Genomic DNA, 13,036 nt, shown 5'->3' on the forward strand with positions numbered 1-13,036 from the left:
GCTCAGGCCTCCAGGGCGGGTCGCAGGGCCGCGACGGCGTCGTCGACCAGCCGGGCGCCCGACGGCGTGGCGCCGAGCGTCCAGAGGAAGCCGTGGATCATGCCGTCGTAGCGGACGGACGTGACGGGGACGCCGGCCGCGCGCATCGACTCCGCGTACGCCTCGCCCTCGTCGCGCAGCGGGTCGAACTCGGCCGTCGCGACGAAGGCGGGCGGCAGGTTGCCGAAGTCGGTGGCGCGCGCCGGGAAGACGGTCTGGTCCTTCTCCGGGTCGGTGGCGCCGAGGTAGTGCGCCCAGAACCACTGCATCGTCGCGCGCTGCAGCAGGTAGCCCTCGCCGTTCTCGCTGTGCGACGGCGTCGTGAACGCGAAGTCGGTCACCGGGTAGATCAGCAGCTGGAAGGCGATGGCCGGGCCGCCGTGGTCGCGGGCGTGGAGGGACACCGCCGCGGCGAGGTGGCCGCCCGCGGAGTCGCCGCCGACGGCGAGTCGGGAGGCGTCGGCGCCGAGCTCCTCGGCGTGCTCGGCGACCCACTGCGTCGCGGCGTAGCAGTCCTCGAACGCGGCGGGCTGGCGGTGCTCCGGGGCGAGGCGGTAGTCCACCGAGACGACCACGACGTCGGCCGCGTTCGCGATGCTGCGACAGGGCCGGTCGACGGTCTCGAGGTCGCCGATCACCCAGCCGCCGCCGTGGAAGTAGAGGAGCACCCCGCGGGTCTTCTGCCCGTGCGGCACGTACACGCGGACCGGGATGTCGCCGGCCGGCCCCGGGATGGCGCGGTCGGAGACGGTGCCGACCTCCTCGGCCGGGGGCTGCAGGTCCAGGAAGGCGGCGGTGGCCATCCGGGCCTGGGGCACCGTCATGCTCTCGAACGGCGGGCTGCCCTGCGCGGCCATGCCTTCGAGCAGGGCCTGGGCCTCGGGGTGCAGCGGCACGGGGGTCTCCTCGCGATCGACGGTCGGGCCTCCTACCGTGACCCCGACCACACCGCGGCGCTTCGTCCTCCGGGGACGATTCCCGGACGGTGGCTTGTCCCTCGGATGGGGGTTACGGTCCTCGTGGCGGCAGTCACAGGGCGGTGGTCGCGTGCGGGAACTGAGCGGCACAGTGACCCGTCCGGACGCCGGGTCGCCGCACCGGAGGGCGGCCGCCGTCGCGGCCGCCCTGGCCCGCCACCGGGACGAGATCAGCGCCGCGATCCGGGACCTGCTCGCCTCGCGCATCGACGAGCTCCGCGGCGACCCGGCCCTGATCGACCTGCTCGGCGCGAGCGTCGGGGGCAACGTCGAGACGATCCTGCACGTGCTGGCGCACGACCTGTCCCCGCGCGGCGTGGAGCCGCCGCCGGCCGCCGTCGAGTACGCGCGCCGGCTCGCGCAGCGCGGCGTGCCGGTGAACGCCCTCGTGCGTGCATACCGGCTCGGTCAGGCCCACCTGATGGAGTGGGCGTTCTCGTGCCTGGACGAGGTGGCGGGCGGTCCGGACGACGTCGCCGCGGTCTCCCAGCACGTCGTCCTGACCGTCTTCGAGTACGTCGACCACGTCTCCCAGCACGTGGTCGCGGTCTACGAGGCCGAGCGCGACCGCTGGCTGGAGAACCGCCACGCGATCCGGGTCGCGCGCATCCGCGACGTGCTGGACCGCCGCGCCCCCGGAGGCCCCGACGAGCGCCTCGCCGTGGAGGCGGTGCTCAACTACCGCTTCGGGCCGGTGCACCTGGGGGCGGTGCTCTGGCTCGACGAGCCCCCGACGGCGGGTCCGGCGCTGGTCGTGCTGGAGCGGTGCGCGGACGGGCTGGCCGCCGCGCTCGGGGCGAACGGGCGGGCGCTCGTCGTCCCGTGGGACACGCAGAGCGCCTGGGTGTGGTGGCCCGGGGTGGAGTCCGTGGCGCGGGAGACCGTCGCGGCCGCGCTGGCGCGGGGTGGCGAGCCGGTCCGGGTGGCGTGCGGGGCGCCGGCGGGCGGCGTCGAGGGGTTCCGCGCGACGCACGAGCAGGCGCTGCGGGCCCGGGCGGTGACGCTCGCGGCCCGGGAGGCGGCGCCTCCGGTCACGCTGTTCGACGAGGTGGGGGCGGTCGCGCTGCTCTGCGCCGACCTGGATGCCGCCACCGCGTGGGTGCGCCGGGTCCTGGGGCCGCTCGCCGAGCCGGGCGCCACCCGGGCCCGGCTGCGCGAGACGTTGCAGGTCTTCCTCGCGACCGGCGGGAGCAACGCCGCGACCGCGAGCCGGTTGGGGGTGCACCCCTCGACGGTGAAGTACCGGGTGCGGCGGGCGAAGGAGGTCCGCGGCCGGCCGGTCGAGCCGGACCGGCTCGACGTCGAGCTGGCGCTGCTGGCATGCGCGTGGTTGGGCGCCGGGCGCTGAGGACCGGGACGGTGTCGGGCCCCTGACGCACACTCGCCGCATGGGGGAACCACTGATCGGGGCCGAGGACGTCGAGACGCCGCGGTGGGCGGTGGTGCTCGAGGCCACGGCGCAGGCCGGCGTCCTGGCGGTCGCGCGGGCCGTCCCGCGGACGATGCGCACCCTCGTCGGGTGGGCCTGGGCGGCCTCGCCGCGCTGGACGGTGCTCACCGGCGTGATCCAGGTGCTCTCCGGCGTCGTCACGGCCTCCGGGCTGCTGGCGACCGCCTCGGTGTTCACCCAGCTGCTCACGGACGGGCCGACGCCCGAGCGCGTCGTGGCGGCCCTGCCCGCCCTGGCGGTGGTCGCCGCTGCCCTGGTGCTGCGGGGCGGACTGGACGCGCTGTCCGGGGGCTCGAGTGCGGTCCTCGTGCCACTGGTGGAGCAACGGGCGCAGGACGAGCTGTACCGCTCCCTGGTGGAGACCGACCTCGTGGCGTTCGAGGACCCGGACTTCACCTCCCTCGTCGAGCAGGCGGGGCCGGCGCTGCTGCGGATCCGGTCGGGCGCACAGATGGTCGGCGATCTCCTCGCCGGGGTGATCTCGGTGGTCGCGGCGACCGTCACGGCCGGCCTGATCCACCCCGTGCTCGCCCCGGTCGTGCTGCTCGCGGCCATCCCGCAGGCGTGGGCGAACCTGTCGGGGATCCGGGTCATGTTCGGCTCGCACCTGGCGATGGCCTCCCGGTCGCGGCGGCTGTCGGTCACGGGGTCGTTGATCTCGGAACGCACGGCGGCCGCGGAGGTGCGGGCGTTCACCAGCCAGGACGTCCTGCTCGCCGAGCACCGCCGCATCGCCGCCGACCTCGCCGCCGAGGGGGTCCGGGTGGCCCTCCGACGCAACGTGCTGACCACGCTCGGGCGGGCCCTCTCCGGGGTCGGGGCCGCACTCGGCTACGTGGTGCTGGGGCTGCTGCTCTTCCTGGGCGGGCTGCCCCTGGCCCTCGCGGGCACCGCGGTGATCGCGATGCGGACCGCGGCGTCCGCCGTGGTCACCACGGTCACCGAGGCCAACTTCCTGTTCGAGGCGGGCCTGTTCATCGACCTGTACCGGGAGTGCGTGGACCAGGCTCGGCGCCACCGCCGCGGCGTGGTGCCGGATCCGCGGGCCGCCAGGCCCGACCCGGTGGAGCTCCGTGGCGTGTCCTTCCGCTATCCCGACCAGGAGGCCGACGCCGTGCACGACGTCGACCTCGTCCTGCGTCGCGGCGAGACGGTCGCGTTGGTCGGGGAGAACGGCTCGGGCAAGTCCACGCTCGCGAAGCTGGTCGTCGGGCTGTACCTGCCCGACGCGGGCGAGGTGCGCTGGGGCGGGGTCCCGACGACGAGCGTGGACCCGCGGGTCCTGCACGACCAGGTGGCCCTGGTGCTGCAGGAGCCGTTGCGGTGGCCGATGACCGCCGCGAACAACGTGCGGATCGGGCGGCTGGGCCGCGCCGACGAGCCGGCCTACGTCGACGCCCTCACCCGGTCCGGGGCGGACGAGGTGTTCGACGGCCTCCCGCAGGGGCCGTCCACGGTGCTCTCCCGCGAGTTCCAGCAGGGCCGGGACCTCTCGGGCGGGCAGTGGCAGCGGATCGCGGTGGCCCGCGGGCTCTTCCGGGACGCCGCGCTGGTGGTGGCCGACGAGCCGACGGCAGCCCTCGACGCCCGGGCCGAGCACGGGGTGTTCTCGGCCCTCCGGGAGCTCTCCGCGGACGGTGACCGGGTGACGGTGCTGGTGACGCACCGACTCGCCAACATCCGCAGCGCGGACCGCATCGTCGTGATGGAGGACGGCCGGATCGCGGAGGAGGGCGACCACGACGCCCTCATGGCTCTCGAGGGGATCTACGCCGAGCTGTTCCGGCTGCAGGGACGGGCGTACGCCGAGCGGCCCGCGTAGTCGGTCGGGATCGTGACCTGTTCGTGATGTGCCTTTGGGCGGTGTCCTGGGCTCTCGGGGGCGTGATTGTCGGGGGGTCGCTCTAGTGTTCGAATCATGACGACGGCGATCGGTGCGGCGGGCGAGGGGCAGCCGCCGACGCCCGCGCCGATGCTGCCGGTGGACCCGTCGGGGTTGCCGGGCCAGTGGGTCGACGAGGGCATGAGCCGCCAGTTCGCCGCGGCGAACACCCAGGCCGCGGTGCTGTGCCGCTGGGTGCTGGAGTGCTCGCGGGCGAAGGCCGGCAGCACCGAGCGGGTCCGGGCCCGCCCGCGATCCGGGAAGATCGTCGCGACGTCGCTGGGCTGGTCGGAGAGCTACGGCGCCTCGCGGATCGAGTTCGCCCGCCAGGTCCTCGAGCGGCTCCCGCGCCTCGGTGAGGAGATGACCGCGGGGCGGCTGGAGGAACGCAAGGCCCACGACATCGTCGAGCTGGTCGCCGACCTCGACGACGCCCAGGCCCGCGCGGTGGTCGACGAGGTCGTCGGGTCCGCGCCGTCGCTGGGGTTCGCCGAGCTGCGCCGGCTGGTCGGGCGGGTCGCGATGGCCGTCGACCCGCAGTGGGCCGAACGACGCCGGGCCGCCGCGATCGCGCGCCGGCGGGTGGCGTTGCGGTCCGCGCCCTCGGGAGCGGTCGAGCTGTGCGGGCTGGACCTGCCCGAGGACCCCGCCCAGGACGCGCACGACCGCATCGTCGCCCTGGCCCACGCGGTACTGCTGCGCCTCAAGCGCGCCGGCGTCCGGTCGGTGTCGGTCGGCGAGGCCGAGTCCGAGGTCATGCTCACCCTGACCGGGCCCGCCGGGGCGGGGATGTACGACCTCGACGTCGTCGAGCACGTCACCTCCGTCCTCGGCGGCCCCGGCCCCGACAGCCCCAGCCCGGACGACGGCCCCGGCCCCGACCGCCCCGAGCCCGGCCCCGACGAGGGCCCGGACGATGACGGCCCGGACGACAGCGGCCCGGACGACGAGCCGAGCGCCGAGACCGGGGCGCCGACCGAGACGGGGTCGGACCCGACCGCACCGGTGGTCTTCCGCGCCCGGACCGTGCTGCGCCTCGAGCTGTCGACCGTGCTCGGGCTCGACCAGCGACCCGGCGAGCTCCCCGGCCTCGGCCCCATCAGCAGCGACGCCGCCACCGCGATGGCCTGGGCCCGCGCCCACGGTCGTTGGCGGGTCGCCCTGTACGACCCCGCCGGCGCCCTCGACCACACCCTCTCGATCCGCCCGCCGACCACCGGACCGCCCCCGGTCGGCGGGCGCCGCCGCCGACACCTGGTCGAGCTCACCGCCCACACCTCGGACCTCGACGCCCTCGCCGCCCGGCTCGACGACCCCGCCCTGCCCGCACCGGCCCGCGACCTGCTGCGCCGCATCCTCCACGCCCTGGCCCGTGCCCGCGCCCGCGCCACCGGCGACCATCCCGCCACCACCACCGCCGAAGCCGGGAACCGGTTCCCCTCGACCCGGCTCCGCGACTGGGTCACCGCCCGCGACCGGACCTGCCGCGCCCCGGGCTGCGCCGTCGACGCCACCCGCTGCGACCTCGACCACACGGTGTCCGTCCTCGACGGCGGCCGGACCGTCGCCGACGACCTCGGCGCGTTCTGCCGCCGCGACCACCGCTTCAAACACGACCCCGACACCGGCTGGACGGTCACCCAACCCCGGCCCGGGCTGTTCTGCTGGACCTCCCCCACCGGCCGGGTCCACCACCGACGCCCCCACCGCTACCGGCGCATGCCCGACCCCGTCGCCCGCGCCGGCCCCCGACCCCGCACCCCCGAGCACCCACCCGCCCGGCGACCACCCGGCACACCCCGCGCCAACCAACACGGCCTGGTCACCGACGCCTCCCTCGACACCGCACGCCACCTGCACGGGCGCACCGACCGCACCCCCTACGCCACCGACCGACCGCCCTTCTGACAGGGCGGCGGCCGGTCCGCACCCGTGTCACGCTGAGAGGCGTGAGCGACTCCCGCATCCTCTCGCGCCAGGACCTGGACTTCCTCCTCCACGACTGGCTGCGGGTCGGCGACCTCACCGACCGCGCGCCGTTCGCGGACCACGACCGCGACACGATCGACGCCGTCCTCGACCTCGCCGAGCAGATCGCCACGGAGCGCTTCGAGCCGCACAACCGGGCCGCCGACCTCGCCGAGCCGCACCAGGACGCGGACGGGAAGGTCGTCGTCGTCGACGGGGTCGCCGAGGCCATCGCGGCCTTCGCCGAGGCGGGCTTCGTCGGCGCCTCCGTACCCGCCGAGCACGGTGGCACCGGCCTGCCGTTCACCGTCGCCCGCGCCGCCCTCGCCTGGTTCCAGGCCGCCAACATCGGCACGGCCTCCTACCCGTTCCTGACGACGGCGGCGGCCAACCTGCTGCTCACCCACGGCACGGCCGAGCAGGTCGACACCTGGGTGCCGCCGATGCTTGACGGCCGCGTCTCCGGGACGATGTGCCTGTCCGAGCCCCAGGCCGGGTCGTCGCTCGCGGACATCACCACGCGCGCCGAGCCACAGCCCGACGGCTCCTACCGCGTCGTCGGCACCAAGATGTGGATCTCCGGCGGCGAGCACGAGCTGACGCCGAACATCCTGCACCTGGTCCTCGCCAAGATCCCCGGTGGACCCGCCGGAGTGAAGGGCATCAGCCTGTTCGCCGTCCCGCGCTTGCTCGCCGACGGCACGCCCAACGACGTCGCGCTCGCTGGACTGAACCACAAGATGGGCTACCGCGGCACCGTCAACACCCTGCTGAACTTCGGCGAGCGCGGCGGCGCCGTCGGCCACCTCGTCGGCGCCGAGCACGGCGGCCTCGCGGCGATGTTCCACATGATGAACGAGGCACGCGTCGGGGTCGGAATGGGCGCCGCCGCCCTCGGCGTCACCGGCTACCTGCACTCGCTCGAGTACGCCCGGACCCGCACGCAGGGCCGCGCCGTCGGCGGCCGCGACGTCTCCAGCCCGATGATCCCGATCGCCGAGCACCCGGACGTCAAGCGGATGCTGCTGGCACAGAAGTCGTACGCCGAGGCGAGCATGGCCCTCGGGCTGTACTGCTCGCGCCTCGTCGACGAGAAGGACACCCATCCCGACGACAGCGCCCGGGCGCGTGCCGCGCTGTTGCTCGACGTCCTGACGCCGATCGCCAAGAGCTGGCCCTCGCAGTGGTGCGTGACGGCCAACGACCTGGCCATCCAGATCCTCGGCGGCTCCGGGTACACGCGCGACTTCCCGGTCGAGCAGTTCTACCGCGACAACCGACTGAACCCGATCCACGAGGGCACCCACGGCATCCAGGCGATCGACCTGCTGGGCCGCAAGGCCGTGATGCGCGGCGGGGCCGGCCTCGAGCTCCTGACGACGACCGTGCGCGACACGATCGCCCGCGCCGACGCCCACGCGGAGGAGGCGGCCGCCCTCGAGGCGGCGCTCGTCCGGGTCGAGAAGACGACGGCCACCCTGCACGCGACCGGCGACCCCGACGTCACGCTCGCCAACGCGAGCGTCTACCTGGAGGCCGTCGGCCACGTCGTCGCAGCGTGGATCTGGTTGGAGCAGCTGCTCGCCCTGGGCGACCGGGACGACGCGTTCGCGGTCGGCAAGCGGGCGGCCTCGCGCTACTTCTTCCGCTTCGAGCTGCCCCGGACGGGTCCGCAGTTCGACCTGCTCGACTCGCTCGACACCACGACGCTGGACTGGCCGGCCGTCTAGTCCCCGGTCAGACCGACGGTGCGATCCACAGCGCCCGGCCCGCGATCAGCCCGAACACCGCCATCTGCACCAGCGTGATGAGGAAGCCGACCGCGCCGAGGTCGTGGGCGGCGACGAAGAGCACCGAGCAGGCGACCGGCAGGGCCACGACCCACCAGGGCAGCACCCGACCGCGCGCCAGCCCGACGGCGAGCAGCACCGGACCGAGCGCGAAGCCGATCACCATGGGGATCTGCCAGCCGGCGGTCATCACCGGCATGCCCAGGGCCTTCTCCGCGATCGCCATGGCGGCGTCCGGCCCGTAGGCGGCCGAGATCTGGGCGTCGAACCAGTCCTCGAGCACGGAGCCGGAGAGGTTCGCGAAGCCGAGGAAGCCCAGCGCGCCGCCCAGGATCGTCACGACCCGGCCCCGGCGGGACGCCAGGGCGACGCCGGCGAGCAGCAGACCCACACCGATCAGCAGGAAGCCGTAGTGGAGGATCGTCGCCGCGAGGTCGGCGCCGGCCGGGTCGGCCCCGTAGGCGACGTACATGCCCCGCGGCTCCGGCTCCCGCGACGGCGGGTCGAAGCTCGTGCTCACCAGGGCGAGCGCGGCGCCCGACGGCAGCGTGATCGCAGCCCCCCGGCCGGCCAGGGGGTACACGCGGCCCGGAGGAGCACCCGCGGTCCTGATCGGGGCGGACGGGGACGTGGACGGGGTGGTGACGGTCATGGGACTCACGCTCCGCTGATCGGTCGGCATCGACCGGGCCAGCGTCGCGCCTGCCGTCGCCGGTGTCCGTCCTCGCGCCGACGGTCGCAGTGTCACCGCCGCGACACTGCCGCCGCGTTCGCGGTGCACCGGTCGAACAGGAACCGGGCGTACTCATCGGCCGGGTGCTCCGCGAGCAGGCGGCGCAGGTGCGCCGCGGCCGGTCGCCACTGCGCGGAGGACATCAGGGCCTCCACCAGCAACAACCGGGGCGCCGCGGTGTCCGGGTCGTCCTCGACCACCCCGTCGAGCAGACGGGCCGCCTCGCTCCACTCCCCCAGCTCGCCGTGCCGAAGCGCGTCCTCCCAGTTCCCGTCGACCATCGCCACGGGCTCGGGCACCGGCTCGAGCGAGACCGTCGCCGGCCCGCCACGCCGCACCACCCCGTCGGCCAACGCCTCCGGCGACGGCACGACGACCCCACCGAGGGCCCGGACCTGTGCTGCGGGTCCGCTCGACGACGCGCCCGCCACCAGCACGGGCACGCCGTCGAGGGTGTGGTCGATCGCGGCCAGGAGCGTCGCGAGCAGCGCGGTCGGCCCCACGACGAGGACGACGGCGTCCGCCCGACCGACCAGGTCCACCACGTCCGCGAGCCCGGGCGGCATCGTGCCGGTGAGCACGGAGGTCGCGAGGTCGGCCACGTGGTGGCGGGCGAGGATCCGCTCGACGGTGACGACGGCCGGGACCCGCGCCCGCAGCGCAGCCGCCACCTGGGCCGTCGTCCGCTCCGCGAGGGCATGGGTCACCGACGGCTGCCCGGTCCCACCGTCGACGACCACGACCCGCCGGGTCGCGAGCCACCCCGGCGCGCTCACGAGCGCGTCCGTGCCACGAGCACCACCACGTCCCCGAGCCCGTCGAGGTCCAGCTCCGCGGCACACCACAGCCGCAGCCGGTCGGCGTCCTCCCGGGAATACGGGCCGAAGCTGTCCGTCTCCCCCGTCCGCGGGTCCGACAGGACCACCACCCACGGCTCCCCCACCTGCGTCATGCCACTCCCTCGCCTCTCCCACGACGAGCCGGATATCGGCGGTCGCAGGCGGGACGTCAGCGGTATGAGGTGGAGACGGTCAGATCGAGTAGTGCGCAACCGAGCGCGGCGTGTCGGTGACCCACACGAACCCTCGACCCGCTATCGAGCGACGCCGAGCGCAGCCGCCAGCCGTAGCGGGGCCGACGCCTCGTCGTGGCGCCCCTGGCGCTGCAGCGACCGCCCCAGCAGCAGCTGGGCGTACCCGTCGTCGGGACGGTCGGCGACGAGGCGACGGGCCTGCTCCTCGGCCCGGCGCAGCTGCGCGGAGTGGTAGTAGGCCCGCGCGAGCAGCGTGCGCACCGCCGAGGCGTCCGGCTCCTCGGCGACGAGCGGCTCGAGCTCGCGGGCGGCCTCGATCCACCGCCCGAGCTCGGCGTGGAAGGTCGCGCGGTCCCACCGGGTGCCGAGGGTCGCGGTCATAGGTCGATCAGCTCCTTCGGTTGAACTGTCAACTCTCCAACCGCCGTGGGGAACCGGACATTCCCGGGTCCTGCCGCAGCCCCGCGGGTACGGGTCCGGGGTGAGCGCACCGCTGTCCGCCGACGGCATGAGCGCCCGGCTGCGGGACCTCGTCCCACCCGGCGCCGACGTCGTCGTCCCCATCGCCCAGGGCGAACCCCGCACCCTGCTCGACCTGCTCGAGGACCTGGCCCCGGAGCTCGACCACGTCCGGGTCCACCGCATGGACCCCTTCGTCGAGCGCCCCTACATCCGCGGCGAGTTCGGCGACCACCTGCGCCACGTGGACTACTACCTCGGCCCCGGCTCGCGTCAGGCCTACCGGGACGGGACGTGCGACCTCGTCCCGAACCACTTCTCCGAGATGCCGCTGCTGCTCCGGCAGGCGACCCGGCGCAGCGTCGTGCTCGCGGCGGCCGCGGGGCCCGACGCCGAGGGCCGCTTCAGCCTGGGCACGAACGCGGACTACGTGGCCTCCATGATCGGCGAGGTCCCGTTCCTGCTCGAGGTCACCTCCGCGATGCCCTTCACCCAAGGGGAGAACCTCCTGACCCCCGACCAGGTCGCCGGGTGGATCGCCACCGACCGGGAGCTGCCGGTCGTCGCCCACCGCGAGCCCTCCCCCGCCGACCACACGATCGCCGGACTGGTGGCCGACCTCGTCCCGCACGGCGCGTGCCTGCAGATCGGGGTCGGCGGTACCCCCGGCGCGGTCACCGAGGCCCTGACCGACCACCGCGACCTCGGCATCCACACCGAGTGCCTCGCGAGCGGCCTGGCCCGGCTCGTCGACCTCGGCGTCGCCACCGGGGCCCGCAAGACCCAGCGCCCCGGCGAGCACGTCACCACCTTCTCGATCGGCGACGAGGCCATGCACCGCTGGCTCGACGGCCGGCACGACGTGGCCTTCCTGCCCGTGGAGTGGACCAACGACCCGCGCGTCGTCGCCCGGGAACCGAACTTCGTCTCGATCAACGCCACCACCGAGGTCGACCTGATGGGCCAGGCGGCGAGCGAGACGATCGCGGGCCGCTACTGGTCGTCCTCGGGCGGCCAGGCGGACTTCGCCCGCGGCGCGATGTACTCCCCCGGCGGCCGGGCCTTCCTGGTCACGCACGCCGCGACCCGCGACGGCCGCAGCCGCATCCGCGCCCAGCTGACCCCGGGCAGCGTCGTCACCACCTTGAAGAACACCGTCGACCACGTGGTCACGGAGCACGGCGTGGCCTCGCTGCGAGGGCGCTCGATCGCCGACCGGGCGCGGGAGCTGATCGCGATCGCGGCCCCCGAGCACCGCGACGAGCTGCGCCGCGAGGCGCGGCGGTTCGACGTGCTCCCGTAGCTGAGAACGCTCACAGCAGGTTCGCCGATCCGGGCGCACCATGGAGGCATGGACGACGACCACGCCGAGCGGGTCCCGGCCGAACCGTCCCGCCTGCGGGTCGGCCACGACGAGCGCCGCGCCGCGATGACGGCGCTGGACGAGCACCTCGAGGCCGGGCGCCTCGACGTCGCCGAGTACAGCGACCGGTCCGCGGCGGCGGGCGCCGCGGTCTACCGCGACGAGCTCGACGCCCTGTTCCACGACCTGCCCGAGCCGCACCTCGCCGCGGCCGGCACGGTCGTCCCGGCGCAGCCGCAGCTGCCCGACCGGCACCGGATGCGGGTGCTCACCGCGATCCCGATCCTGCTGGCCGTCGGCCTGGTCGCCCTCGTCGTCACGGGCTATGCGGGCGGCTTCGTCCTGTTCCCGCTGATCTTCCTGCTGATGGGCTCGCTCGGGCACCGCCACCGTCCGTTCTGAGCGGGTACGGTCCCCGTCGCGCCCACCGCCGAGGCCAGGAGGACCACCGTGAGCCGGACCGTCCGCACCGTCGTCGACGGGATGTCCTTCACCGAGTGCCCGCGCTGGCACGGCGGGCGCCTCTGGTTCGTGGACTTCTACACCCACGCGGTGTACTCGGCGGCCGAGGACGGCTCCGACCTGCGCACCGAGCTCGAGGTCCCGGCCCAGCCGTCGGGCATCGGCTGGCTCCCCGACGGCCGGCTGATCGCGGTGTCCGCGCGCGACCACCGCATCCTGCGCCGCGAGGACGACGGGTCCGTCGTCACCCAAGCCGACCTCTCGGGTCGCGTGCCCGCGCAGCTCAACGACATGATCGTCGACGAGGCGACCGGACGGGCCTGGGTCGGCAACTTCGGGTTCGACCTCATGGGCGGCGCGCCCGTCGGGCCGACCACGCTGTACCGCGTCGACCCCGACGGCTCCGTGACCGCCGCCGCCGAGGACCTGTGGTTCCCCAACGGCTGCGTCCTCTCCGGCGGGGTGCTGCTGGTCGACGAGACCTTCGGCAACCGGATCAGCGCCTTCGACGTGCACGACGACGGGTCGCTCGGCCCGCGCCGCGACTGGGCCCGCTTCGGCGACCTCCCGACGGCGACGGACCTGGAGACCGTGCTGGGTGGCCAGCTCGTCGTCGCGCCCGACGGGTGCTCGGTGCTCGACGCCGAGGGCTGCGTCTGGGTCGCCGACGCCCTCGGCGGGCGCGCGGTCCGGGTGCGCGAGGGCGGCGAGATCGTCGACTCCGTCGAGCCCGGCACCGGCGTGTACGCCTGCGGGCTCGGCGGCGCCGACGGCCGCACCCTCTACCTCTGCGCCGCCCCGGACTTCCTCGAGCACAACCGCCGGGACACCCGGGAGGCCGCCGTCCTGGCGGTCACCGTGGACGTGCCGATGGCGTGAC

12 protein-coding genes are annotated in these 13,036 nt (G+C 74.9%); 7 read left to right on the top strand and 5 right to left on the bottom strand.

Annotation, left to right across the window (positions count from 1 at the left end; translation table 11 throughout):
- Nucleotides 1–2: 2 nt before the first annotated feature.
- Complete coding sequence (gene lipP1, locus WCD74_RS24985; protein ID WP_337697612.1) at nucleotides 3–935, bottom strand: LipP1 family hormone-sensitive lipase; 933 nt, start codon at nucleotides 933–935, stop codon at nucleotides 3–5.
- 172 nt (nucleotides 936–1,107) lie between these two features.
- Here lipP1 and WCD74_RS24990 point away from each other — a divergent pair, with 172 nt between their 5' ends.
- The 4 genes from WCD74_RS24990 to WCD74_RS25005 all read left to right on the top strand — a co-directional run bounded on the left by WCD74_RS24990 (nucleotide 1,108) and on the right by WCD74_RS25005 (nucleotide 8,046).
- A complete protein-coding gene (locus tag WCD74_RS24990) occupies nucleotides 1,108–2,364 on the top strand; it encodes a PucR family transcriptional regulator (protein WP_337697613.1) in 1,257 nt (418 codons plus the stop codon).
- Nucleotides 2,365–2,404: 40 nt separating this feature from the next.
- The gene (locus tag WCD74_RS24995; protein WP_337697614.1) at nucleotides 2,405–4,288 is read left to right on the top strand and encodes an ABC transporter ATP-binding protein; all 1,884 of its coding nucleotides are present in this window, start codon (nucleotides 2,405–2,407) and stop codon (nucleotides 4,286–4,288) included.
- Nucleotides 4,289–4,384: 96 nt separating this feature from the next.
- On the top strand, nucleotides 4,385–6,256 hold the full coding sequence (locus tag WCD74_RS25000; RefSeq protein ID WP_337697615.1) for an HNH endonuclease signature motif containing protein: 1,872 nt from the start codon (nucleotides 4,385–4,387) through the stop codon (nucleotides 6,254–6,256).
- Between the two features lie 41 nt (nucleotides 6,257–6,297).
- The gene (locus WCD74_RS25005) at nucleotides 6,298–8,046 is read left to right on the top strand and encodes an acyl-CoA dehydrogenase (RefSeq protein WP_337697616.1); all 1,749 of its coding nucleotides are present in this window, start codon (nucleotides 6,298–6,300) and stop codon (nucleotides 8,044–8,046) included.
- A gap of 7 nt (nucleotides 8,047–8,053) precedes the next feature.
- Here WCD74_RS25005 and WCD74_RS25010 read toward each other — a convergent pair whose 3' ends face one another.
- From WCD74_RS25010 to WCD74_RS25025, 4 genes are all read right to left on the bottom strand, one after another.
- A complete protein-coding gene (locus WCD74_RS25010) occupies nucleotides 8,054–8,758 on the bottom strand; it encodes a hypothetical protein (protein WP_337697617.1) in 705 nt (234 codons plus the stop codon).
- Nucleotides 8,759–8,850: 92 nt separating this feature from the next.
- Complete coding sequence (locus tag WCD74_RS25015) at nucleotides 8,851–9,615, bottom strand: tetratricopeptide repeat protein (protein WP_337697618.1); 765 nt, start codon at nucleotides 9,613–9,615, stop codon at nucleotides 8,851–8,853.
- On the bottom strand, nucleotides 9,612–9,791 hold the full coding sequence (locus WCD74_RS25020; RefSeq protein WP_337697619.1) for a hypothetical protein: 180 nt from the start codon (nucleotides 9,789–9,791) through the stop codon (nucleotides 9,612–9,614). The genes WCD74_RS25015 and WCD74_RS25020 overlap by 4 nt, the downstream gene beginning before the upstream one ends.
- Nucleotides 9,792–9,932: 141 nt before the next feature.
- A complete protein-coding gene (locus tag WCD74_RS25025) occupies nucleotides 9,933–10,253 on the bottom strand; it encodes a tetratricopeptide repeat protein (RefSeq protein ID WP_337697620.1) in 321 nt (106 codons plus the stop codon).
- A gap of 100 nt (nucleotides 10,254–10,353) precedes the next feature.
- Here WCD74_RS25025 and WCD74_RS25030 point away from each other — a divergent pair, with 100 nt between their 5' ends.
- From WCD74_RS25030 to WCD74_RS25040, 3 genes are read left to right on the top strand one after another with little or no spacing between them, the layout of a single operon-like run.
- A complete protein-coding gene (locus WCD74_RS25030) occupies nucleotides 10,354–11,634 on the top strand; it encodes an acetyl-CoA hydrolase/transferase family protein (protein ID WP_337697621.1) in 1,281 nt (426 codons plus the stop codon).
- Nucleotides 11,635–11,682: 48 nt separating this feature from the next.
- Nucleotides 11,683–12,096: a DUF1707 SHOCT-like domain-containing protein gene (locus WCD74_RS25035; protein ID WP_337697622.1), complete on the top strand. Its 414-nt coding sequence runs from the start codon at nucleotides 11,683–11,685 to the stop codon at nucleotides 12,094–12,096.
- Between the two features lie 48 nt (nucleotides 12,097–12,144).
- Nucleotides 12,145–13,035 (top strand): SMP-30/gluconolactonase/LRE family protein, encoded by an 891-nt coding sequence (locus WCD74_RS25040; RefSeq protein WP_337697623.1) that lies wholly within the window; start codon nucleotides 12,145–12,147, stop codon nucleotides 13,033–13,035.
- The last annotated feature ends 1 nt before the right edge of the window (nucleotide 13,036 follow it).

Source organism: Actinomycetospora aurantiaca (assembly GCF_037401875.1).
Taxonomy (GTDB): Bacteria; Actinomycetota; Actinomycetes; order Mycobacteriales; family Pseudonocardiaceae; genus Actinomycetospora; species Actinomycetospora aurantiaca.